The organism is Streptomyces sp. NPDC030840 (genome assembly GCF_055572015.1).
Genome location: NZ_JBVIEE010000022.1, coordinates 59254 through 82028, shown reverse-complemented (window position 1 = coordinate 82028; position 22775 = coordinate 59254). Strand labels below are relative to the sequence as shown.

Sequence of the window (22775 nt, the reverse complement as noted above, 5' to 3'; positions counted from 1 at the left end):
AGGCGCCGAGCATTAGGACTGGTCCGGCGCCTTCGTGTCTTCCGCCTCCAGGCGGTAGACCTCCCCCATCGGGCCGAGCGGGGGCAGCGCGAGGTCCGACGGGGTACGGGCGAGAGCCTCCAGCCACGGATCAAACACACTCGTTATGCGCTCATCGGTCGCCGACGAGGGGAGGGCGTAGAGCGGCCCGTCACGCAGTGCCTCATGGATTCGCTGAGCAAGAACCGCTTCTTCCTCGCCCTCGTGAGCGAGGACGAGTGTCACCGTCACCCCCGTCGCGAGAAGTTCCGCCCGGAGCCCCTCGGTGAGGCCGACCAGGCTGCGGCCAAGCACCGAGTCCGCGCATCTGGCACTGTCGGCAAAAAGTGCGGTCGTCGGCAGAACGACCGCGACGCCCGCGCCGCCGGAGGACGCGACACGACCGGGAACGAGCCCTCGGATGATGGTGAAACAACGTCGCAGGGCCTGATGCACTTGCGCCGTCCAGTCGACCGAACGTGAGCCCCCGGGGCTCTGCGGAGCGATGGCAAGGACCAGCGGCGCGGCATCCGACGGGTCTGCCAGCTGCTCCGGCTCCGTCATCACTGTGTCGACCACCTTCATGTCGAGCACGTCCACCTGGCAGCCCAGAGCCGTCAGAGCGCGCCCCGCACGCGTCTCGCCCACGGGTTCAGCCAGAACGACCCGCTCTGGTCGGCGAGTCTTCCGCACAGGAGCGGCGAGCCGGGCCGCCCGCGTGAGCGCATCGCGTCGCATCGTGACGACCGGTGCGATGCCGCCGTCGGTGAACACCATCGGCGCGTCTTCGTCGATCGCATCGAGCACTCGCTTGCCGACGTCGTGAGGGTCGGCGCCTTTCGACAGCATCTCGCGAGCCGCCTGCTGCACCCTCGCGCGCTCGATGTCGTCGCCCCGCAGGCCGCTGTCACGATACGCCGCGGGACGCATCGTTTCATGGTCGTGAATGTTCGTGTTCACCCCGGACGGGCACAGCGTCGTCACCCCGATGCCCTCCGCCGACAACTCCGTGCGCAGGCAGTCCATCACCGCGATCACGCCGAACTTCGCCGAGGAGTAGACACCGCCGTCGCTCGCCACCATGAGCCCGCCGGCGGAGGAGGTCGCCACGACATGACCGCCCGCGCCTCGTGCGCGCATGACGGGCAGCACCGTCTCCAATCCATGGGTGACCCCTTCCAGGTTGACTCCCATCAGCCACTCCCAGTCGGCCGGCCTGCTGCGCAGGATCGTCCCCAGAACACCGATGCCAGCGTTCAGGCAGAGGACGTCGACAGCACCGAAACGGTCGCCAGTCGCCTCGACGGCATCGAGCCAGGCCCGCCTGTCGGTGACATCCAGCCGACGCGGCATCAGCCGGCTTCCGTGGCGGCGCAGATGGTCCTGGGCATGAGCGAGGTGGTCGTCCCGCACGTCGGCCACGACCACATTCATCCCCCGGTCGAGGAGGGCTTCGGCAATGCCGAGGCCGATGCCGCTGGCGCCGCCGGTGACGAGCGCCGTATGGCCCGGCGCCGCCGCGGAGTAGGTGCGCATGTCCGCACTCCGCGGTCGCTTGTCCCTCGTGCCTTCCCCTGCGCCGACCCTGCGTCGTACCTCATCGTCCATGTCTTGGACGTTACCACGAAGCGACATGTATTGCCTCATGGTGAAAATCTATGTATGTTTCGGCAGGCCGGAGTGAGGTGCATCACGGTCAGGTGACCCCAAAAGGAACATCGGCGGGAAGCGACGAGCCCGCGCTTCGGCTCACACAAGCCGACTCCGATGGAGAGGACGAAGCGATGACGATGAACCCGGCAGACTTCCGAGCCGCCATGAGTCACTACCCGACGGCCGTCTGCGTGATCACGACCACCACCAGCGAAGGCAAGGCAGTCGGGATGACCGTCGGCACCTTCACCTCGGTGTCCCTGGATCCACCGCTGGTCGGCTTCTTTCCGGACAAGAAGTCCACTAGTTGGCCGCGCATCGCCCAGACCGGTCGGTTCTGCGTCAACCTCCTGGCCGACAACCAGGAGGACGTGTGCCGCAAATTCGCCGCGCGAGGACCGGACAAGTTCGCGGATGTCGTGCACCGCTTCTCCGAGCACGGCCTGCCCCTGGTGGACGGCGCGGTGGCCCACATCGAGTGTTCGATCCACAGCGTCGCCGAGGCCGGCGACCACTTCTTGGTCCTCGGCGAAGTGGACGCCATGACGGTCGGCCGCTCCGCCTCGCCGCTCATATTCCACAAGGGCACCTACGCGCAAGTCACCCCCACCGCGCGCCAAGTCGCTTGAGCCATCCTCCCCGACGCGCGGCGGTTCCCTGACAACGAGGTGCCACGACGCTCGCCCGCGTCGACCGTGCGAAGCCGGGAGCAAGACACCATGGAAAGAGGACACGTGCCGCAGTTTCGAGCAGACGCCTTCAGCCCTGGCGCCGTTCCCGAGGATGTAGCCGCCTTCAACGCGGCCATGGCCCGGCAATTCGGCGATCCTCCAGACATCTGGGACGTCGGCATCGATCGAGCACGCAGCGGCGGCTTCATGCCGCTGCCACCGCCGTCACCTCGTGCGTTCGACATCCAGATCGCCGACCACCTGTCTCTGCACGTGGTCCCGAGCGCTCGCCCCCGGGCCGTGCTGCTGCACATCCACGGCGGCGGCTTCATACTCGGCGGTGCGGCGCACCAGGATGCCCTCTTGGAGAGGATGGCGGATGCGGTCGGAGCGACATGCGTCAGTGTCGAATACCGGCTGGCACCCGAGAATCCGTACCCGGCCGCATGGGACGACTGTGAAGAAGCCGCTCAATGGCTGCTGAAGCACGCAGGGGAGCGATTCGGAGCCGAGACCCTCCTTATCGCAGGCGAGTCCGCGGGCGCGTTGCTGGCCGTGGCGACCCTTCAGCGCCTGCGCAACCGCGGCCTAGCGGAACGTTTCCGCGGGGCAGCACTCAGTTTCGGGGTCTACGACTCGACGATGACACCGAGCCAGACGCGCGCACGCACAGGAACGCTCAAGGCCGCGAGTATCGCGAAAATCGTCGATGCCTATGCTCCCGACATCTCCCGACGTCGCGACGCGGACCTGTCACCGCTGTACGGCGACCTCAGCGAGATGCCGCCCGCGCTGTTCACCGTGGGCACACTCGATGCCATGCTCGACGATTCGATGTTCATGTACTGCCGCTGGCTCGCTGCCGGCGGCCGTGCCGAACTCGCGCTCTACCCAGGAGCGGACCACGCTTTCACCGAGACCGCGCATCCCTCGGCGAGTGAGGCCAACGCGCGTATCGATCAATTCCTGACGTCGTGCATCGAGTCGCACTGACCGTCGGCATCCTGTCTAGCTTTCTTGCTCATCTGCCCTCTCGCCTTCCGCACCGACTTACTGAACCTCTTGCATCCTGTCTCGCAGGTGTAAGTGGGCTGGTGGGCAGGGGCGTGACAGGGCAGGGCCCCTCGTCGTTGGCGTGGTGATCTCACTCATCACACCGACGGCCGGGGGGCTTCGTTGGTTCCGTATCCTTCCATGCTCGATGTCCCATACGAGCTCGTCGAGCATGTCTCCTGGCTCATCTACGCCCGAAGGCGTGAACTTCTGTCTCCCTGGCGGAAGTTGAGCTGCCTCAGGCAGGCCCTGCTCACCCTGGCGCATCTACGCAAGAACGAGACGTACCGACAGGTCGGCGCCGGATTCGGCGTGTCCGAGGCAACCGCCTGGCGCTACGTGGACGAGACGATCGAGATACTCGCCTCCTGGGCGCCCGGCCTGCACGAAGCCCAAACCGGACTCGGCGAGGGCGACTTCGTCATCGTCGACGGCACCCTCACCCCCACCGACCGCGTCAATGCCGACGAGCCGTACTACTCCCAAAAAAACAAGCAGCACGGCATGAAGGTCCAGGTCATCGCACGGCCGGACGGCACGCCGCTCTGGTTCTCCCGCGCGACACCAGGGCGCACCCACGATCTGACCGCCGCGCGAGCCCACGGCATCGTCCAGGCGTGCCTGACCCGGGAGATCCTCGTGCTCGCGGACCGGCCCTATCAGGGCGCCGGCGCCACCGTTCGCACCCCCTTCTACCACCACCACCGCGAACACCCCGAGCACTACCAGCAGTTCAACCGTGATCACGCCCGACTGCGGGCTCCCGGAGAACGCGTTTTCGCACAGTTGAAGACCTGGCGACTCCTCCGACGCGCCAGATGTCCACCCGCCGCATCGGCACCATCGTCCAAGCCGTCCACACCCTGATGACCTGCACGTATTCAGGATGAAAGAGGCTCACTCACAATCCTTGCAGGTAAACGGCTCTGCTATCGGGGCGCCAGATCACCCAATTCCCCTGAATACCCAGGGATAATCCACGTCGCCATGATCGACCTCATAAACCGCAGGCTCACCCGCGAATCCACCCCAAACTGGCGCGACACCTGAGCCTCGAACCAAACAACCTCACCGGGACAAAATGCTCTTTAGCGGCTTCCGCTACGACATGAAGGGCGCCCGGCGAGCACCGGGCGCCCTTCGCGTTCCGCTCCGCTCACGCTCAGCCGCGGAAGCGGAACATCCCGCGCAGGGTGCTGCCGCCCGGCGCGGTGGCCGGCTGCTCCGGGCGCATGGCGGACGTCGCCGTGCTCAGCGGCTTGGGGTCGGGGTTTTTCTGGCAGATCGCGTCGGCCACGCCGCCGCCGCGCGGGACCGTGCCGTCGGTCAGGTACTTCACCAGGTACTTGTCCAGGCAGGCGTTGCCGCCCAACGTGATGGTGTGGTTGCCGCCGCCCTGTTCGACCACCAGGCTGGAGTGCTTGAGCAGGCGGTGGACGGTGACGCCGCCCTGGTACGGGGTGGCCGCGTCGTTCGTCGCCTGGAACAGGAGCACCGGCGGCAGCTTGTCGTTGGCGACGTTCACCGGCTTCAGCGACTTCGTGGGCCAGAAGGCGCACGGCGCGTTGTACCAGGCGTTGGTCCACGTATCGAACGGCGCCTTCTCGTGCACCGCCCAGTTGTCCTTGTCCCACTGCTTCCAGGCACGCGGCCAGGAGACGTCCCGGCACTGCACGGCGGTGTAGGTGCTGTAGCCGTTGTCACCGGAGGCATCGGTCGCCCCCCACTTGTCGAACGCCGTGACCAGCGGGGCGGGGTTGTGGTCGTTGACGTACGTGGCGAACACCGGGGCGAGGTAGGGCCAGTAGCCGTTGTAGTAACCGCCGTTTATGAAGAGGTTCTCCAGCTCAGCGGCGCCCACCTTGCCGCCCGCGGGCTTCTTGGCGAGCTCGGCCTGCATCGCGTACCACTTGGCCTCGACCGCGGCCGGGTCGGTGCCCAGCTTGTACGTCGAGTCATACTTGGCGATCCACGCCATGAGCGCCTTGTGCCGGGCGTCGAAGCCGTAGTCCTGCTCGATGTTGACGTCGTACCAGACCTTGTCGGGGTTGACGATCGAGTCCAGGACCAGGCGGCGCACCCGGTTCGGGAAGAACTTGGCGTAGATCTGGCCCAGGTAGGTGCCGTACGAGTAGCCGAAATAGTTGATCTTCTTGGCGCCGAGGCTGCGGATCGAGTCCATGTCCTTCACGGCGCTGACCGTGTTGATATACGGCAGCACATCCGCGTACTTCCTGCCGCAGGCGGCGGCGAAGGACTTCGCGCGCTCCAGGTTGGCCTTCTCGATCGCGGGCGTGCTGGGAACGCTGGCGGGGCGCACCGGGTTGAAGTAGCCCGGCTCGCAGTCCAGGGCCGGCTGGCTCTTGCCGACGCCCCGCGGGTCGAAGCCGATGACGTCGTACTGGGCCGCGACCGCCTTGGGCAGCCCGGACGCGACGAATCCGGCGAGCGTAAGTCCGCTGGCGCCGGGGCCGCCGGGGTTGACCAGCAGCGCACCCTGGAACCTGTTCGCCGTGTGCGGCACCCGGGACAGGGCCAGCGTTATCTTCCGCCCCTGCGGCTTGGCGTAGTCGAGCGGCACCTTCACGGACCCGCACTCGAGTGTCGGGTAGGCGTCGGTGCCGCACTTCTTCCAGGTGACCTTCGCCGTCTGGACGGCGTTCGCGGAAGACGGCGTACCGGCCTCGGCGGGAGCGGCCGTGAGCGTGCCGGCCAGGACGACGGCCGTGCCGCACAGCACAGCTGCGCTTTTCTTCATGAAGTTCTCTCAGAACGTGGGGAGTTGGGCGGGACCGGAAAGTTCATGATCCCGACCCAAGTCTTTCGGAGAAGTACGAACACACAAATCACCCGGAGTAAAGTTTTGATATGCCTTTAGCCTCGATTCTTCAGCGGTCCTGAGTGCACAACCGTGCCGCCGGTTCACCCTGTTTGTTTCGCGTGATCGCGGGCGGGGCCTTCGCGTGTCGGCTGCGGCTGCGCGGGGGTTCCACGGCACCCGGAGGTCGTGCAGGCCTGCTCCTTTCCTTGCCTTGTCGGGCTGGTGGACTGGTCGTCAGGTGACGGCGGGCAAGGCTGTCAGCCTGCGCCAGCAGCGGGTGAGCGCCGTCGCCCGGGGCCAGGTCCGCTCGATCCGCAGGAAGCGGCGGCGGGCGTGTTCGGCGAGTCGGGCGGGCAGGTGATAGAGGCGGAAGCGCATGGTGTCCGGCTCGGCGTGGTCTAGGTCGTCGATGTCGTGCAAGGCCAGCAGCCGCAGCCACGCGTCGAGACCGGCGGCGAGGCTCGCGGCGAGCATCCAGCCGCGATTTACCTCCCACGATGCGGAGGGCAATGTGTCCAGTCCCATGGCCTTGTTGGTGCGCACTCGGTCTCCACGCCGGCGTGGGAGCGGTGCAGCACGTCCAGGAACTGGGCGTGGCCGGAGCCAGCGAAGCACCGAGGTCGTGCATCAGCTGGGCGACGGTGCAGCGGGCCACCGGTATGCCTTTCGAGATGCCGCTGTCGCGAGACCTTCCGCACCCCCTATACGCCGAAGTTGTCCGTGTGGACGCGGCTGATCTGCATCTTCAACTCCACATCGCGGACCGACTGGGCACTGGGAGAGTGGTTCTTCGCCGCGTAGTGTGACCGATGTCGGGCTGGGGAGTCAGTCGGCTGGGTGTGGACTGTCCGCCGTCCATGCCGCTTCGCTCGTGGAGAGCCAGCCGAACGCGGTGATCTCCGCGGACGCGGTCCTGAGGTCCTTGGCGTTGTCCACGCCGCGCCAGTAGCCGTTGATGCGGTAGGCCGTCAGCCGGTCCTGCTTCGCCAGGGCGGGAAAGGTGGTGTCCTCGTGGTCGCCGAGATCCGGCAGCAGGTCGGTGATCTCGGGCTCGAAGAGATAGACACCGGCGTTGATCCAGTGCGGCAGCACCGGCGCCTCGGCGAACCGGGTGGCCCGGTCGCCGCTCAACTCCACGACACCGTAGGGCGACTCAAGTGGTGTGACCGCCACCGTGGCCGATGCGCAGCGCCCCACATGGCTGCCCGCCAGATCGCCCAGTGAGAAACGGGTCAGGATGTCTCCGTTCAGGCCCACCCAGCGCTCTTCCGGATATGGCAGCCGACGCGCCGCGTGCTTGAGGCCGCCGCCGCGTCCGAGGGGTTCGTCCTCCACGGCGATGCAGACGCGCAACGACAGCCGGTTGGCGGCGACATACACCTTGAGGACCTCAGCGAGATAGCCGCAGGAGATGACGACTTCCTCGATGCCTTCAGCTGCCAGCCAGTGCGCCTGGTGTTGGAGGATGGGCCGGCCGGCGAGCATTCAGAGTCGCAGCTCCGCCTCCCTGGCCACCTGTGCGGCCCACCCGACCGGGCCCGGTCCGAGCATCTCCCGGGCGGCGGTCACCGTCGGCGCCGGGCAGCAGGGCGTCACCGGCGGTTCCGCGGGCCCGGTCCGACGATCGAGCACCCATCGTGCGGCCACCGGCTCCTCCTCGAGCGGTTCCCGTTGTGGTTGCCACCACAAACACCGGGCGGTTCCTTGTCGTCCGGGACCGAGTGCGTGCAGGGGCCTAGCCGCTTGACTCTATCCAACGAGACGGGGCGGGGCCGCGACCGGACGACCGGAGGTCCCGCTTCGCCGCCCCTCGATGGGGTCCCCGACGCGGTGGAAGGAATGCTGGATGCAGCAGATCAGGTTTCCGCAGAACGATTTCCAGAGCTTCGAGGCGCCCATGCGCGCGGAGGTCGACATTCGAGGACTGGAAGTAGTTCAGGGCGAGGTTCCGGAGCATCTCGACGGCGGCTTCTACCGACTGCTCGGCGATCGCCAGTGGCCTTCCTTCATCGAAGACGACATCTTCCTGCTGAACGAAGATGGCATGGCTTCATGCCTGCGCATCTCGAACGGCCGCGTGGACTTCCGGACACGGTATGTCAAAACTCCGCGATTCGTTGCCGAGGAGCAGGCCGGCCGGGCACTTTTCGGCGCGTACCGCAACCCGCTCACCGACGACCCGTCAGTGCAAGGCGTCCGCCGCGGAACAGCCAACGTGACCATGCTCTCGCACGCCGGCAAGTTCTTCGCCCTCAAGGAGGACAGCCCGCCGGTCGAGATGGATCCCTTCACCCTGGAGACGATCGGGGAGTACACCTTCGGCGGAGACTTCACGTCCGAAGCCTTCACCGCCCATCCGAAGATCGACCCGCGCACCGGCGAACTGGTGTTCTACGGCTACTGCGCGAAAGGCCCGGCCACGAAAGATATCGCATACTACGAGGCGGACCGGACTGGGAAGATCATCCATGAGACCTGGTTCGAAGCACCATACACCTGCATGGTGCACGACATCATGGTGACCGAAAACTACGTGGTGTTCCCTATTACGCCGCTGCGTCACGAATACGAATGGCTGGAGAAGCGCGAGCCGGCGTTCAAGTACGACACCGGCGAGCAGGTGCACCTTGGTGTACTGCCGCGCAAGGGCACCGCAGATCAGATTCGCTGGTTCGTCGGCCCCAACCAGTGTCACGGGCACACCGTGGGCGCCTATGACGACGGTCGCTACATCTACGCCGACAACACGCTGAGTGTCCGCAGCTTCTTCCCGTTCTTCCCCAACGCCGACGGTTCGCCGTTCGACCCGGAAGACACGAAACCCTACATGAAGCGCTGGGTCATCGACATGGGTAGCGAGGGCGACACTTTCACGGAGCGTCAGCTGCTGCAGTATCCCTGCGAACTCCCGCGCATCGATACCCGTTTCGAGACCCAGCCCTACAGCTTCTGTGCGCTGAACCTTCTCGATGTGCCCGGTCAGGATCGGGTCGGCGGCGGGTGGCAGTGGATCGCGACCATGGATGTCACCGGAAAGAAGCCGACCCGGATTCGCTATGCTGGCGACAACTGCTCGATCAGCGAGCCCCAGTTCGTTCCGGCGCACGATGGGGCTGCCGAAGGCGAAGGCTATGTCCTCGTTGTCGTCGGACGACACGAGGAAATGCGCAGCGAGTTCCTGATCCTCGACGCGCAGAATATCGACGGCCCGCCGATCGCGACCGTCGCCCTGCCGATGCGCGTGCGCAGCACGGGCCACGGATTTTGGTACGGGAAGCGTCAACTGATGGGCGAGACGCATCTTCTCGGGGCGAACTGACATGTCGCGCCTCGCCGGAAAAGTTGCGCTCGTCACCGGTGCCAGCCGCGGTATCGGCCGCGCCATCGCCTGTCGCCTCGCCGCCGACGGCGCCTTCGTCGTCATCCACTACGGGAAAAGTGAAGAAGGGGCCCGAGAAACACTCGCCATGATAGAAGCGGAAGGCGGGAGTGGCTGCATCGTTCAGGCCGATCTCGGCAAGCCGGCTCAGTCCGTCGTTCCCATGTTCGAGGCTATCGACGGTGAGTTGATGGGGCGGCAGTCCGGCAAAGACCTGGACATCTTGGTCAACAACGCCGGGCAGATGGTTTTCGGAACCATCGAAACCATTACCGAAGCACAGCTCGACGATGCCTTCACTGTGGATGTGAAGGCGCCATTCTTCATCACCCAGGCTGCGCTGGCGCGGTTGCGCGACGGCGGGCGCATCATCAACATCTCGTCCGGCACCGCGCGTGTCGTCAATCCCGGGGTGATCGCCTACGCCATGGCGAAAGGTGTGCTCGAGGTCTTCAGTAAGACCCTGGCGCTGCATCTCGGCCAGCGCCAGATCACCGTTAACACGGTGGCCCCCGGACCAACGGGCACCGAGGAGTTTCTGAGAATGTCGGCGGGCGACCCCGGTTTCCTGAAGCAGGCAGCAGCGCAATCCGCGCTGGGACGTATCGGCACGCCCGAGGAGATCGCAGACATCGTGGCCTTCGTCGCGAGTGGTGAATCCAGTTGGATCACCGGACAAGTCATCGACGCGACCGGTGGAACCTTCCTCGGGTAGGCGACGATTAGGTGGAGCGTGGTGATATGACTGAACCGACGAGCAGAGCTGAATCGTTCCGGAGAAAGCGAAGTCGTCAGCAAGTCCGGTGTGGCGGTCGGCCGACGTAGGGATGGCCGGAGCGCCATGAACTAGAAGTCGGAACACCGGAGTCCATCCCACTCGTTGTGGCGAGCCGCCCGATGCTACATCTTGAGCAGGGCAGGAATGCTCGGAGCTGACCCGTTGCTCGGCCGCGATCCGTTCGCGCCCGACGCGGTATCCGGGGCGGTCGCCGCATTCAATTCGGCTATGGCCGAGCGCCCCAAGAGCCTTCCCGGTCTGTGGGAACTAGTGGCAAGGCCGTGAAGTCAAGGCGTGAGGCGGTGGGGCAACCCCTTGAAACAGGGAACGGAGTTCCGGCTAGAACGGTGCCGAACAAGATCAACCGTGCGCAAGAACTCCGTTGGGTAAACAGTCTGTCATCACCCGCACCTGCGTCGTGGCTGGGGGCCGGCATGCCCCTGGCCACCTCGGTGAGTTCACCCAGCACCTGCCGTTCGAGATGGTCGACGAGGCACTGGCTGGGACGAAGACCACCCAGTCCCGGCTGCGCGCTTTGCCTTCTCGTGTGGTGGTCTACCTGCTGCTGGCCGCCTGTCCGTTTCCTGATGTCGGGTACTGCGGTGCGTGGCGCAAGTTGACCGCTGCGCTGGAGGGCCTATCGATCGACCCACCCACGGCCGGCGGGTTGTCCCAAGCCCGCCGGGCGCTCCGATGATGGCGATGGTCGGTTCTTGCGTTGGTCCAGCACCGCCTCCGGTGGCGTGAAGATCATGGCTGTGACAGCCAGCACGGCGAGAAGTGCCATGCCCGCCCCTGTCCACAGCGTCGTCCCTATGGCGGCGTACAGCGACGTGGCGGCGAGTGGGGCCAGGCCAACGGTGACGTAGGCGAGGTTGTAGGTCAGGGCAACGCCCGTGTACCGGACGGCCGTCGGGAACTGCTCGGCCAGGACCGTAGAGGCCGGACCGCACAGGACGAAGTTCGCGATGCTGGACATAGCGAGCGCCAGCACGATCAGCGCGACCGACCCCGCCTCGAACAGCGGAAAGAACAGCAGGGCAGTGACGATCTGGGCGCACTCCCGCGGCGATCACCGTGCGTCGGCGGCTCCACCGGTCCCCCCAGCGCCGCCGACCCGCAAAGCGCCACCAGGGACAGCGGTGTGATCGCCAGGAACGACAGCAGCAGCGTGCTGAGCTCGTAGTGCAGCTGGGCCGTCCCGTAGCGCAGCATGTAGGTGGTCATCATGTAGCTGAAGACCGCCGTCGAGGAGAACAGGACGGTGCAGCGGACGACCGCGTACCGGTACCCGCAGAGCCTGACCCGGTCCCAGTTCGTCGAGGAGGCCGAAGCAGGTGGAGTACCGGCTAACGCCGCCGGATCCTTGAGCTGGCCCGCCTCGCCCGCCGCGCCATGGCTGTCCGAGCTCGCCCGGCCGGCGATGAAGCGCGCCTCGCCGCCGACGTCGGCGAAACCGTCCTGGTCACCCGCCTGGCGGGCGCCGCCGTCTTCTGCCTCGAGCGAGAGGATGCCCGCGTCGGGCTGGTCCGGATCTCCTACCAGCGGGGCCAGATCCTGCCGATCAACGCCGGTACCTCCGCCTACGTGTTGCTCGCCTGGCTGTCCGAGCCCGAGGCGGACGCGAAGCTCGACGCCGCGCGCTTCGAGCCGTTCACCGAAGGAACCCTGACCGCCGAGCGCCATTATGAGGCAGCTAAAAGGGACACCCGAGAGCGGGGATACGCCGTCAGCCGCGGCGAGCTCGACCGCGATGTCCTCGGCGTCGCTGCTCGCCTGCACAACAAGGCCGCTGACGTCGTCGCCGCCAGCAGCGTCGCCGCCGTCTTTGCCCGAGTGGCCGACGAGCGGCTTCCGCAGCTGGCCGAGTCGGTCCGCGACGCTGCCGAGGAGATCACCACTGCACTCGCCCGCGGAAATTCAGCACGCCCTCGACGCGCCCACGTGCCGCTGACGCGACGGCGGAACCAAACCTGGCGATGACGCTGCCAGGGTGATGCTGCTCCACGAGTGGACCCCAGCCCACCTCGCACGCCAGTTCACCCGGTTCGTCCGGCTCGAGGCCATGCTCACGGACGTTGTCACGACCCAGATCGGGAACGACCCGGCGCGTGCCGGGCTGATCGCCGGAGCCGCGAAAGCCGGGCACATGGCCGCCGGCTACCAGCCCGACGTCGATCCCAACGGCATCATCTCGCGTATCTCATCGATCATCCGCAGCTCACCACCGACGACCTTGAACAAGCCGAGCAGGTACATCGACCCGGCGTCAGGTCGAGGATGGCCCGGGATGGGTGAAAGTCGACCACGGCGAAGCCGCCGGCCACCCCCGGGTCAGCAGTCCTGCGCTCGTCATGCGATGCCTACCGGGGGCACCCCGAAGTGCGTGCGCCCGAAGTTGATGGCGGCGCTGTCCAGCTGATGCGCAACATGGCCCCGCATCACGCAGATGTTGCGCCAGTAGCGACCGAGCGTGCTGTCCTTTCGTGCTGCGGAACTGCCGGCGGTCCGGAAGATGATGTCTGCCGCCTGATGCGCGAGTTCGATACCTTGCAGGAGGACCAGCGTGATGCGCCGCTCGACCTCATCCGAGCAGGGCTCATTCGTCGCCTGGATTTCGTTTGCAACCTTCATGAAATCGGCAGACGCCTGAAGCAGCGCGGCCCGCGCGGTGTCCACCAAGGCCCGGCACTTCCCGAAATTCAGCTGGTACTCCGAAAGCTCGTAACGGGAGACCTTGATCGGCCCAGCTGGCCTGCGGACGCGGAACCCCTCCTCATAGAGGTCCAGTGCGCCCTCGGCCGCGCCGATGACTACCGATGCCGACTCCGCGATGGTGAACGGCCGGAAAGGTCCGTGAAAGAGCGGGCTTTCCTCGTAGAACTCCGGCGGCAGAAGAGTGTGCCGCATCTCCATAGCGTCGGGGTAGGGCTTCGTCCGGTGCTCCGGAACGAAGATGTCGTCAAGCGTGACGCGATCCGACCCCGTGCCCTGCATCCCGATCGTGTTCCAATTACGGACGATCTCATAGTCCCGGCGATCGAACAGGCCCATGCGTACCGAGTCGACGTTCGGCTGCGGCTCGTCCACCACGAATACCAGTAGGATATGGGTACCGTGCTCGCTGCCCGACGCGTAGTCCCATGCGCCGCTCACCCGGTATCCGCCTGGCACCGCGACACCCACGCCTTGCCGCGCTGCGACCTCAGGTGCCCGGAAATCGCCGACGTGGCCATAGGCGTCGAGTTGAGCAGCCAGCGGATAGGTCGACAACTGGTAGACATGGCCAAGGGTCAGCGAGAGCACCCAGGCAGTCTCGGGGCAGCCGCGCGAGATCGCCGCGATCAACCGCACGTAGGTCGGCAGATCGAAGCCGTAGCCACCGAAGGCCTTCGGCTGGACGACCCGGTAGAAGCCGGCGTCCACCAACGCCTGGTTCGTTTCGACGGAGATGTTCCCCTCCGCCTCTGCCGCGTCCTGCCGCGAGCGCAACATGTCGCACATCGACTCGGCTCGACGGATCAACTCTTCGGGATCGAGATCGGGCTCGGGCGGCGCGATCCTGGGGACGGACCGAAGTTCCTGGGCCGGCATTGCGGAGGTCATCGTTTCCTCACCTTCCATGGGCTGCGTGTGGTCAGGGCCTCTACCGCGCGCATCGCCTCGGCGGTCTGCCGACGGCGCACATACTCGCAGTCTTAGCGGGACAGCTGGCGGGCATTTCCATGTCTTTCGTGACTTTCCGCTCAGAGAAGTGAGCGAATCACGTTCGAGAATGTCTCAACCCGCGCCCGCTGGGCGTTTCGTGCCGCTTGCGGGTCATTTTTCCGGAACGCTGCCAGGACGGGCCGGGTCAGCGGAAGGTACAACTGGTTCATGATACTGAGAACGGAAATTCTCTCGGGGATTCTGGCCGGAGGATAGCCTCGCAAGCTTTGGGTAAGGATCTCCAGCAACGGGTTCTCCACCGCTTCCAGTGCCGCTTCCTCGACGGCGAAAATTGAGGCGAGTCCCGTATTCGCCCCCCGATCCAGCGCCCGGCGCAAACTGCTGAGCGCGGTGGCGATCTGCTGACAGGTCGTCGGGGTTGCCCGCTCAGCGGCCAGCGCAACCATTTCGACGCTCAGCAGCTGGAAGATACGCATGACGATGTCGGGATGGATCCCGCTACTGGCGAGGAGACAGGAGACCAGCCGCGCGACGGCACCGGCACGAGGTGTCCTGCTCACGAGACCACGACCACGGCCACAGGAGGTTTCCGCGGCACCTGCGCTCTCCAGGATGCGGACCGCCTGGCGGAACGCGCCCCGATCGACGCCATAGCGGAAACAGAGATCCTCTTCCGAGCCGAGGCGATGGCCCTGCACCCATTGTTCCGCGGTGCATTCCCGCAGAATGCGTTCGGTGATCTGACCCGCTCGTGAGCGGTTCAGGACCTCCGGTGCGAACAGTACGGTTGGATTGCCCGGGATCGCTCCATTTCCGGACATCCTCTGGCGGATCGCACCGAGCACGTCATCGAATAGGTCGAGTGCGACGGAAACTTGCCCGACGATGAGATCAGCGTCGTTGCGGACGTCGTCGCACAGTCCGTTGCGGACGCGTTGGATTGCTTCTTCGGCCTCGACCAGCTGAGGTTCCGTCGTTCCGAAGAAGAGCACGAAACCCATAAGGAAATTGGCCGTGCGAGAGTGGTCGACTTTGCGGACCCGAAGCCCGCTGTTCGGCCCGCTGGGGCCGCGCACCATGCGGGCCGTGCCGCGCACCTCGAGAATGCGCACCGCCTCGCGGACCACGGCTCGACCGACACCGTATCTCTCCGCGAGTTCGACCTCGGATCCCAAGGACGCGTCCTGCGGCCAACCGCGCGCGATGAGATCCTCCTCGACAAGGCGGGCGATCCGGCAGGCTCCCTTTTCGTCGGCCCCGCCCGGCTCGTCGATCACTTCAGCCAGCAGACTTGCATCATCGACGGCGGAAGACATCGCAGCAGCCGGGAGGCCAGAATGATGCCTGCGTAGCACCTCGGGCATGTCAGCTACTCCCCTCGAGAACAGGGGAATTGTCCTGCTGGCGGGGGCTGTCGACGTAGCGGTAGGCCGGAAGGAATAGGGAGCCGATGAACCCGACGGTAATCACCCCTGCGACGATCGCCATGGGCAGTGCGTAGCCACCGGCGAGATCATGGCCGAGTCCAAGAAGGACCGGCCCGATTCCCATGCTGATCGTGAGGGCCGCGAGAGCGCCGCCAAGTATTTCGGAGCTCGCCTTCATACCGCAATAGCGGGTCACCAGGAGGGGTACGAGGCCGGTGATGCTGCTGTACGTGAGCCCGAGCAGCGCCATGCCCGTCAGCAGGCCGGGGGTGCCTCCCAGGAAGAGCAGCGCCATGCCGATCGGCGACAGGAGCAGGAAGGCGGCGACGATCTTCGGACTTGGCACCCGATCCATGACGAACCCGCCGACCAACGGTCCTACGGGGCCGACGAGCGAGTACAGGGACAGAGCGAAAGTGGCGGTGTCCGGACTGACGCCCTGTCCGGTCGTCCACGCGACGATGTGGTTCGTGACGGCCACCAGCCCTGCGATCACCAGGCAGTTCGAGCCGATGACCATGAGGAACGCCCGGGATCGCAGTGCCTGGGAGCCGGTCAGTCCCTCATCTCTCGACAGCGCGGGACTGGCCCCACGCCGGGCAGGCGCCTCGCGAATCAGCAGGATGGCAACCGGGATCGTCACCACGGCGGCGACGACGGCGAGTATGCGGTACGCGGCGCGCCAGCCGTCGGCCTCGATCAGGCCCTCAGAGACCTGCACGGCCACGGCGGTCGCGATGGCGGGCACCCCGCTCAGCACCAGCCCGAGAGCGAGGCCCCGGTTCTTGTCGAACCAGCCACTGATGACCTTGGCATAGGAAATGGGCCCCGCGATCGTGGCGCCGAGCGCCATCAGGAGCGCAACCAGATACATCGCCGCGGGTTGGCCACCGATGAGTGACAGCGAGAAGAAGCCCGCACACCAGAGCACGAGCCCGAAGGGCAAGGTGCGGCGCACGCCGTAACGATCGATGAGCCGACCGACGAACGGGCCGACGACGGCGCCTGCCAAGCCGACCAGCAGGGACGCCTGAGGATAGAGCGACAAACTCCAGCTGAATTCGTCGGACACCGCCTTCAGGAAGACCGGAAAGGTTCCTATGAACAGCGGGATGATGCCGAATCCGATGCAGATTCCGCAACCGATGGCCGCCACCGCGGCAGTACGTACGTTTCGTCCTTCCTTCGGCGAGGCCGGCGCGCTCATCGGGACTCCAGGCACTGGACGAGGAATCGATCGATCCGCGCATTCGCTGCGCCCGCCGAGGGGTGGGGTGTCTCGATGAATGCGTGATCCGCGCCCGGATAAATCGCTAGTTCGGCGCGCGCGCCGGCGGCCAGCCAGCGGCAATACCGTGTCCGGAAGTCCACGCGGCCGTTCGAGATGCGCAGGCATGAGGCCATGCCATCCTCGTTCAGCAGGCCGCTGTCGTTTTCGATGAAGGATGGCCACTGGCGATCGCCGAGCAGCCGGTAGAAGCCGCCGTCGAGATGCTCCGGAACCTCGCCCTGAACTACTTCCAGCCCTCGGATGTCGACCTCCGCGCGCATGGGCGGCTCGAAGCTCTGGAACTCGTTCTGCGGAAATCTGATCTGCTGCATCCTGCATGCCTTCCGCAGCGTCGGGGACCTCGTCGAGGGGCGGCGTAGCGGGGCGGGCGTCCGGTCGCGGCCCGGCCCGGTCTCGTTAGATAGAGTCAAGCGGCTAGGCCCCTGCACACACTGGTCCCGGACGACAATGAACCGCCCGGTGTTTGTGGTGGCAACCACAACGGGAACCGCTCGAGGAGGAGCCGGTGGCCGCACGATGGGTGCTCGATCTTCGGACCGGGCCCACGGAACCGCCGGTGACGCCGTGCTGCCCGGCGCCGACGGTGACCGCCGCCCGGGAGGTGCTCGGACCGGGCCCGGTCGGGTGGGCCGCACAGGTGGCCAGGGAGGCGGAGCTGCGAGTCGTCGAGCTCGTGCCGGAGATGGCCGGTTCCACCTCCATCGACACCGTCCGACGGCCCGCGGAGGCCTGTATCCTCACCATCCTCATCGCCCTGCACGCCGACACCCCTGGCGAGGCGGTCGCGACTCCGCAGCTGGCGCTCGACGGCAACCGCGACAGCGTGCACCGCGGCGTCGCCCTGGACCGGGTGCTCCACGCGATGTGGATCTCGCACGTGCACCACTACGAGCGACTGCTCGAGTTCCTCGACGAAACCCTGCCTCCGCACGAGCTCGCTGGCACGGTGCGCCGGGTGACCGAGCTGTCCTTCGCCTACGTGGAGGCATTCACGGCGCGGTTCAGCGCCGAGTACACCGCGGAGCGGGAGGCGTGGCTGGGCAGCCTTGCCGCAACGAGGCGTCAGGTCATCGAGGACATCATTGCGGGTGTCCCCATCTCGGTGCGCGATCCGGAGCTGGTGCTCGGCCTCGACCTGTCCCGTCACCACCGGGCCGCCGTGCTCTGGACCGAGGACGACGCGGGGACCGACTCCGCCCACACCCTCCACCGGCTCGCGGACCGCCTCGCCGACGCCGCGGATGCCGGCCGACCGCTGGTGGTGCGCCCCGGCGGGACCTCGCTGTGGCTGTGGATGAGCTGGGCCGCGCCGCCGGAGCAGCGGCTCGCCGAGCGGTTGCGCGGCGCCGTCGACGCCCCGCACGGTATCCGAGCCGCCCTCGGCCCGCTCGACGCCGGCATTGACGGGTTCCGCCGCAGCCACCTCGGCGCCCTCGAGGTCCGCCGCGTCGCTGCAGCCTCCACCCGACGGTCGTCGTGGCTCGCCGACCACGACGAACTCGAGGTGATCGCCCTGCTCACGGCGAACCCCGAACACGCCCGCTGGTTCGTCCACCGCCAGCTCGGTGCGCTGGCCACGGACGACGACCGCTCGGCGGAGCTACGCGAGACGTTGCGGCTCTACCTGGCATTCGAGCGCAGCCGCACGGCCGCCGCCCAAGTCCTGCACGTCGCCCCGAACACCGTCGGCTACCGTGTCCGGCAGGCCGAGGCCATCCTCGGTACCGACCTGGCCAAGGACCCGCTCCGGATCGGGCTCGCGCTAGAGATCTACGACTACCTGAATCCTGAAAAATAGATAGAACATCCTGCGTCGCGGGCGTAGTTCGATCATCGGGCTACCGGGGGCGGAACTCGACCGCGGACCGGCCCTGGACATCCTCGGCATACTCACCGACGACCGGCCGGTGGTCTCCGAGGCCGAAGTGGCCGGGCGACCAGGCACGCCGCGGTCCACGGCCTACCGCTACCTGCGGAGCCTGGTCGCTGACGACCCGGCGCCCGAGCTCTGCCCCGCTCAGCCGTCAGCTGTCCGTGCACCTCGCGTCGAACTCCAGCCACGCAAGGACGCCGACCGCGCCGGCGGTCGACCGCTGATCGAGATGGTCGAGATCGCCGCACGGAAGGTCGGCGCCGGCGACGCCGAGCTGATCGACGCCCCGCAGCACCTCGGCACGACAGAGCCGATCTCGAACGCCGCACCGATCGAGCGGGTACAGCAGCGCCTCGCGCAGAACGCAGTGCTGTCCATCCTCGTGGACGGTGTCAAGGCGTACGACCACACGCGAGGAGCTCTCCGCTCCTCCTGGCTGCTCGAGCTGTACGCACGATCCACCCTTGATGTCGTTCTGGCGATCCGGGACGGCGACGCCCAGGAAGCCGCACGCCTGCAGTCCGTGAAACTGGATGTGTTCGACAGGTGCCGCCCAGCCGTCGTCGTGAGCAGGGTGTCCGGCGACCTGCTGGTCTGACGCCAGGGGCCTGAGCCCGCATCCCAGCCGTTGCCGGCGCCGAAGCTGAGCGGGATGAAGACCGGCGCCTCGATCTCGTGGAGCTGCCCCGAATGGATCTTGAAGATCTCCAGCTACTGCGTGCTGAACGGCAACGGGCTCGATAGGCGCTCGACGCCCGGGTAGCCTATGAGCGGCGAGGGGCGTATGTCGCCGTTCTGAATGAACAGCGGGAACGCTGCCACGAGACCCTTTTCCTCGTCGACCACGATCAGCCGGTGTGGCCACACCTTCCACAGATCGGCGAAGAGGCCCGAATCGATCTGCTCGGCGGTGCCGCGTACGCTCATTCCCTTCATGAGGATTCGCATCCGCTCACGCTCGTCCGCGGGCGTGTTCTGCGGCAGCAGGAGCTCGGGTGGCGCCGCGTTGCCGGTGGTGCGCAGGCCGGTCTCATGCCGCACAGAGTCGGTCGCAAGCGGGGCGCGGCGGCTGTCCACACTCGTCAGTGCGTCGGAATAGGAGTTAGCCTCGCGCTTTCGCGAGTGAGTTTGTCCGGGTCTTGATCAAATACATGGAGAGTGCTGCTGACCTGCAACGATGGGACTTGTCGAGGGTCCTGTCAGCTGCAAGGAAAGAAGCACTCTACAGGTGAAGAAGAGTAGCGGGTCGTACCCGCGTGTCCGTGTCGAGGGCGGGGGCCGTGGGGTGGTCTCGCAGGCCGGGTCGGTGCTGCTGGTCGAGACGGTCCGCAGGTCCGACCTGGACGCCGCAACTCTCGGCGGGACTCACGCCGTGGTCTACCACCTGCCCGCCCGGCTCACCGCCCACGCCCGACGCCGCGCCCTGCACCTCGACCGGACCTGGCCCTGGGCAGCAGCGCTCACCACCGCCTGGCAGCGGGCCACTCAGCTTCCAGCCCTCACCTGACGGCCGGCCACCACCGCGACGAAGACCAGGAAGGAGAGGAAACCCCCGTCTCGGGCCCGTGGAACCCGACGCCTCCGCAGCGTCGTGCGACGGCCCCTACACCGACCGGTCGGACAAACCGGGGCAAGACACCGGATCAGCGAGACCAATCAGGCCGCTGACGAATCGATGTTGACAGCCCTCGGAATCACGTGATCAACCGGACAGATCGACTGCACGCAATGTCCCTGAGCTCCCAGTGGGTGCCTTCAGCCAGCGGCGGACGTCATTCCACCTCCAGCGATGCAGGCGCTGCCATGACCCTGGCCTGAGGGAACGGCCCCCGGCACGGCGGTGCCACTAGGCCGACCGGAGGAGGCGTCGTTGGCGGGGGTGTCGTGCAAGTCGACCACGGTGCTGTCCACGGCCACCAGCCGCCACGTCCCGACCCAGCCCCCGGGGTGAGGATCTCTCCGTCATTGGCTCCGCCAGCCGCTCGTACAGAACGGCCGGCACCCCCGGACCCCAGCCGCTGACGGGCTTCCGTGGTCCCGCCCGAGGCTGGGGCCTGCCGGCCGGCATCCCAGCCGCCCAGGCCCCCACCGGTCCGTGAGCTGGGCCATCACCTGCTCGCAGTCCTCACCGGACCACAACCCCAGAGCGCGAAGTACACCATCACATGCGCAGGCAGTCTGGAATCCCGCCGCCTGGGCTGCCTGCCGTGCGCGGCGACGACCTCGTCAACAGCCTCCCTGGACAGCTCCGAGACCAACACCCCGAACGGCACGAACTCCTGCAACGAACCCGGTGGCATCCCGTCAACGTTCATGGTCGCGGCGGAACCCTACGCACACACAGACAGCGAGTTCTCACAGAAAACAGACAGACGATCTTGAGGTCGGGTTGCCCGTACACCTCCTGAGAACCGAGATCCGCCGTCTGGTTTCGCCGGGGATCCGGGGCATACCCTCCAGGCACCCAAGCGGGTAACTTGCCTGTAATCCTCTGGATACCCCGAAATATGGGTGCATGACATTTCCTGACCGACATGCCAGGAATGATTCGGAAGTGAACGCCATCATCGCGTGAACGAAACCGACAAGGCGCGACTGCTTCGTGGAGGAATGAGTCAGGCACCGGAGCTGCCGGTGTGCGCGGCCCGCTGGGTCCGGGACGGCACGCCAAAGGAAACCGAACTACCGGAACATAGGGACGCAAAGACAGGAGGCGGCATGTCACGAAACGCTCGTATAGCCGCGACGGTTGGTATATTCCTTTGCATGGCCTTCAGTATGGGAGGGATATTCGCGGGGTCCTTCTCGGTCTTCCTCAAGCCTGTATCCGAATCCCTGGGGTGGGCAACAGCGGGCTTTACGCTGATTTTTACGTTTTCGCAGATCGTGATGGCGGTCATGAGCCCCGTAGCCGGGCGCATCATCGACCGGATCGGCGTGAAGACTCCTCTGTGTGTCGGGGTCGCGTTCTTCGCACTGGGCCTCTTCGGGCTGTCGACGATGAAATCTACCGGAGCCGTCTATTGGCTGTCCGCGGTGGCCATAGGTATAAGCGGGGCCCTCGCCGGCCCGGTGGTGGCTATGCGGGTCGTGGCGTCCTGGTACAGCACAAGCCGCGCGCTTTTCCTCGGCATGGTGATCGCTGCCGCGCCGCAGTTGGCGCAGTCCATTGTCGCGCAAATATCTCGTTTGCTCATCGCTGACTACGGCTGGCGCACCGCCTACGAAGTGTTCGCGCTGGCCGCTCTTGTATGCGGTGGCAGTGCCGCGTTCTTCCTCGTGCGGACCAAGCCTGTCGACGCGGCGGAAGTGGCACTGGTTGAGGTGGAGAAGGCGGCCAACACGGCCGAGTCGGGAGTCCCCGCCAAGCAGGCCTTCCGCTCCCGGATCTTCTGGACCATCGCAGGGGCCGACGCTCTGGCGACTGGAGCCCTGGTCGGCGCGCAGACGGTGCTGGTGAACTGGATGACGGGACGCGGCACCTCTGAGGGGACCGCGACGACCCTGGCGTCGATTCTGGCCCTGTCCGTCGTGGTCGGTGTGCTCCTGAGCGGGTACGTCGCCGACCGTGCTGCCTCTCCCCGAACCGCGACCGCGTTTTACCTCCTACCCGTCCTCGGGCTGACTCTGCTCCTGGTCTCCGGTACCACGTTCGTCCTTCAGCTCCTCGGCGTCATCCTGGTGGGTACCGGGATGGCGACCGTCGCCATGCTCCTGCCGTACCTGATCACCCGTTACTTCGGTCTGCGGACCTCCGCCGAGATCTACGGCGTCAGTGCGGGACTGAACATAGTGGCAGCGGGCCTCGGCTCCGTGCTGATCGGTATCGGATTCGACGCGACAGGAAGCTACACGCTCCCGATCTCGATCGCCCTGGGCGTCACAGTCATCGCCCTGTTGCTGATGACAACCTTGAAGCCCTACACCTACGGCGTCTCCACCCCCGAGGTGCCTGCGGTCAGCGATCCGCCGGCTACCACGTCAAACCCAGCCGTGTACTGATCTTTGAGTACGGGCTTTGATACGGGTGTGGCGAGTTCGAGGCCGGTCCCGGCCAGGAATCCGGTGAGGAGTTCGGGATGGCGCTCAATGAGGTCGTCTCAGCAACGTGATGGTTGCGGTGCTGATCGCCTGTGCGTGCG

The 22775-nt window shown here is 66.3% G+C and carries 19 protein-coding genes and 3 pseudogenes; 11 read left to right on the top strand and 11 right to left on the bottom strand.

All coding sequences use genetic code 11. The annotated features are described in order from the left end of the window. Window positions 1-12: 12 nt before the first annotated feature. Entirely contained in the window at window positions 13-1554 is a 1542-nt protein-coding gene (locus tag ACZ49J_RS34960; RefSeq protein ID WP_467454560.1) for an SDR family oxidoreductase, read from the bottom strand. Between the two features lie 122 nt (window positions 1555-1676). Between ACZ49J_RS34960 and ACZ49J_RS34955 the strand changes: the two genes are divergently transcribed. The 3 genes and pseudogenes from ACZ49J_RS34955 to ACZ49J_RS34945 all read left to right on the top strand — a co-directional run bounded on the left by ACZ49J_RS34955 (window position 1677) and on the right by ACZ49J_RS34945 (window position 4285). Then, window positions 1677-2300, top strand: a complete 624-nt coding sequence (locus tag ACZ49J_RS34955) for a flavin reductase family protein (RefSeq protein ID WP_468351449.1) — start codon at window positions 1677-1679, stop codon at window positions 2298-2300. A gap of 105 nt (window positions 2301-2405) precedes the next feature. Then, the gene (locus ACZ49J_RS34950; protein ID WP_467454557.1) at window positions 2406-3335 is read left to right on the top strand and encodes an alpha/beta hydrolase; all 930 of its coding nucleotides are present in this window, start codon (window positions 2406-2408) and stop codon (window positions 3333-3335) included. Window positions 3336-3477: 142 nt separating this feature from the next. Then, window positions 3478-4285 (top strand): annotated as a pseudogene (locus ACZ49J_RS34945) (transposase family protein). A gap of 272 nt (window positions 4286-4557) precedes the next feature. On the opposite strand, the gene ACZ49J_RS34940 reads toward ACZ49J_RS34945, so the two are convergent. The 3 genes from ACZ49J_RS34940 to ACZ49J_RS34930 all read right to left on the bottom strand — a co-directional run bounded on the left by ACZ49J_RS34940 (window position 4558) and on the right by ACZ49J_RS34930 (window position 7701). Next, complete coding sequence (locus tag ACZ49J_RS34940; protein WP_467454555.1) at window positions 4558-6153, bottom strand: alpha/beta hydrolase; 1596 nt, start codon at window positions 6151-6153, stop codon at window positions 4558-4560. A gap of 297 nt (window positions 6154-6450) precedes the next feature. After that, entirely contained in the window at window positions 6451-6759 is a 309-nt protein-coding gene (locus ACZ49J_RS34935) for a transposase (protein WP_467454554.1), read from the bottom strand. 282 nt (window positions 6760-7041) lie between these two features. After that, window positions 7042-7701, bottom strand: coding sequence for a nucleotidyltransferase family protein (locus ACZ49J_RS34930; protein ID WP_467454553.1), 660 nt, complete (start codon window positions 7699-7701; stop codon window positions 7042-7044). A gap of 361 nt (window positions 7702-8062) precedes the next feature. On the opposite strand from ACZ49J_RS34930, the gene ACZ49J_RS34925 reads away from it, so the two are divergent. The 3 genes from ACZ49J_RS34925 (at window position 8063) to ACZ49J_RS34915 (ending at window position 11070) form a co-directional block, all read left to right on the top strand. After that, complete coding sequence (locus tag ACZ49J_RS34925; RefSeq protein ID WP_467454552.1) at window positions 8063-9535, top strand: carotenoid oxygenase family protein; 1473 nt, start codon at window positions 8063-8065, stop codon at window positions 9533-9535. 1 nt (window position 9536) lies between these two features. After that, the gene (locus ACZ49J_RS34920; protein WP_467454551.1) at window positions 9537-10310 is read left to right on the top strand and encodes an SDR family oxidoreductase; all 774 of its coding nucleotides are present in this window, start codon (window positions 9537-9539) and stop codon (window positions 10308-10310) included. Window positions 10311-10854: 544 nt separating this feature from the next. Further along, the gene (locus tag ACZ49J_RS34915; RefSeq protein ID WP_467454651.1) at window positions 10855-11070 is read left to right on the top strand and encodes a transposase domain-containing protein; all 216 of its coding nucleotides are present in this window, start codon (window positions 10855-10857) and stop codon (window positions 11068-11070) included. Here ACZ49J_RS34915 and ACZ49J_RS34910 read toward each other — a convergent pair. Next, a complete protein-coding gene (locus ACZ49J_RS34910; protein WP_467454663.1) occupies window positions 11011-11352 on the bottom strand; it encodes a hypothetical protein in 342 nt (113 codons plus the stop codon). The genes ACZ49J_RS34915 and ACZ49J_RS34910 overlap by 60 nt on opposite strands. A 416-nt stretch (window positions 11353-11768) precedes the next feature. Between ACZ49J_RS34910 and ACZ49J_RS34905 the strand changes: the two genes are divergently transcribed. Next, window positions 11769-12356 carry an IclR family transcriptional regulator domain-containing protein gene (locus ACZ49J_RS34905; RefSeq protein ID WP_467454549.1) on the top strand — a complete coding sequence of 196 codons (588 nt, stop codon included), beginning with the start codon at window positions 11769-11771 and terminating at the stop codon, window positions 12354-12356. Window positions 12357-12725: 369 nt separating this feature from the next. Here ACZ49J_RS34905 and ACZ49J_RS34900 read toward each other — a convergent pair whose 3' ends face one another. From ACZ49J_RS34900 to ACZ49J_RS34885, 4 genes are all read right to left on the bottom strand, one after another. After that, on the bottom strand, window positions 12726-13979 hold the full coding sequence (locus tag ACZ49J_RS34900) for an acyl-CoA dehydrogenase family protein (protein ID WP_467454548.1): 1254 nt from the start codon (window positions 13977-13979) through the stop codon (window positions 12726-12728). Window positions 13980-14119: 140 nt separating this feature from the next. Then, window positions 14120-15358, bottom strand: coding sequence for a FadR/GntR family transcriptional regulator (locus ACZ49J_RS34895; RefSeq protein WP_467454547.1), 1239 nt, complete (start codon window positions 15356-15358; stop codon window positions 14120-14122). Window positions 15359-15407: 49 nt separating this feature from the next. Beyond that, window positions 15408-16676 carry an MFS transporter gene (locus ACZ49J_RS34890; protein ID WP_467454545.1) on the bottom strand — a complete coding sequence of 423 codons (1269 nt, stop codon included), beginning with the start codon at window positions 16674-16676 and terminating at the stop codon, window positions 15408-15410. Further along, complete coding sequence (locus ACZ49J_RS34885) at window positions 16673-17071, bottom strand: carotenoid oxygenase family protein (protein ID WP_467454543.1); 399 nt, start codon at window positions 17069-17071, stop codon at window positions 16673-16675. Before ACZ49J_RS34885 ends, ACZ49J_RS34890 begins: the two co-directional genes overlap by 4 nt. Window positions 17072-17265: 194 nt before the next feature. Between ACZ49J_RS34885 and ACZ49J_RS34880 the strand changes: the two genes are divergently transcribed. Together ACZ49J_RS34880 and ACZ49J_RS34875 are read left to right on the top strand one after the other, a co-directional pair. Next, the gene (locus ACZ49J_RS34880) at window positions 17266-18558 is read left to right on the top strand and encodes a PucR family transcriptional regulator (RefSeq protein WP_467454541.1); all 1293 of its coding nucleotides are present in this window, start codon (window positions 17266-17268) and stop codon (window positions 18556-18558) included. 109 nt (window positions 18559-18667) lie between these two features. Then, window positions 18668-19231 carry a hypothetical protein gene (locus tag ACZ49J_RS34875; RefSeq protein ID WP_467454540.1) on the top strand — a complete coding sequence of 188 codons (564 nt, stop codon included), beginning with the start codon at window positions 18668-18670 and terminating at the stop codon, window positions 19229-19231. 113 nt (window positions 19232-19344) lie between these two features. Here the strand turns inward: ACZ49J_RS34875 and ACZ49J_RS34870 are convergent. After that, window positions 19345-19740, bottom strand: a pseudogene (locus tag ACZ49J_RS34870) (DUF8021 domain-containing protein); the annotation flags it as partial. A 121-nt stretch (window positions 19741-19861) separates the two neighbouring features. Here ACZ49J_RS34870 and ACZ49J_RS34865 point away from each other — a divergent pair. Next, a pseudogene (locus tag ACZ49J_RS34865) lies at window positions 19862-20009 on the top strand (IS1380 family transposase); the annotation flags it as partial. 732 nt (window positions 20010-20741) lie between these two features. Here ACZ49J_RS34865 and ACZ49J_RS34860 read toward each other — a convergent pair. Continuing rightward, the gene (locus ACZ49J_RS34860; RefSeq protein WP_467454649.1) at window positions 20742-20933 is read right to left on the bottom strand and encodes a transposase domain-containing protein; all 192 of its coding nucleotides are present in this window, start codon (window positions 20931-20933) and stop codon (window positions 20742-20744) included. Between the two features lie 466 nt (window positions 20934-21399). Here ACZ49J_RS34860 and ACZ49J_RS34855 point away from each other — a divergent pair, with 466 nt between their 5' ends. Then, window positions 21400-22635: an MFS transporter gene (locus ACZ49J_RS34855; RefSeq protein WP_467454539.1), complete on the top strand. Its 1236-nt coding sequence runs from the start codon at window positions 21400-21402 to the stop codon at window positions 22633-22635. The last annotated feature ends 140 nt before the right edge of the window (window positions 22636-22775 follow it).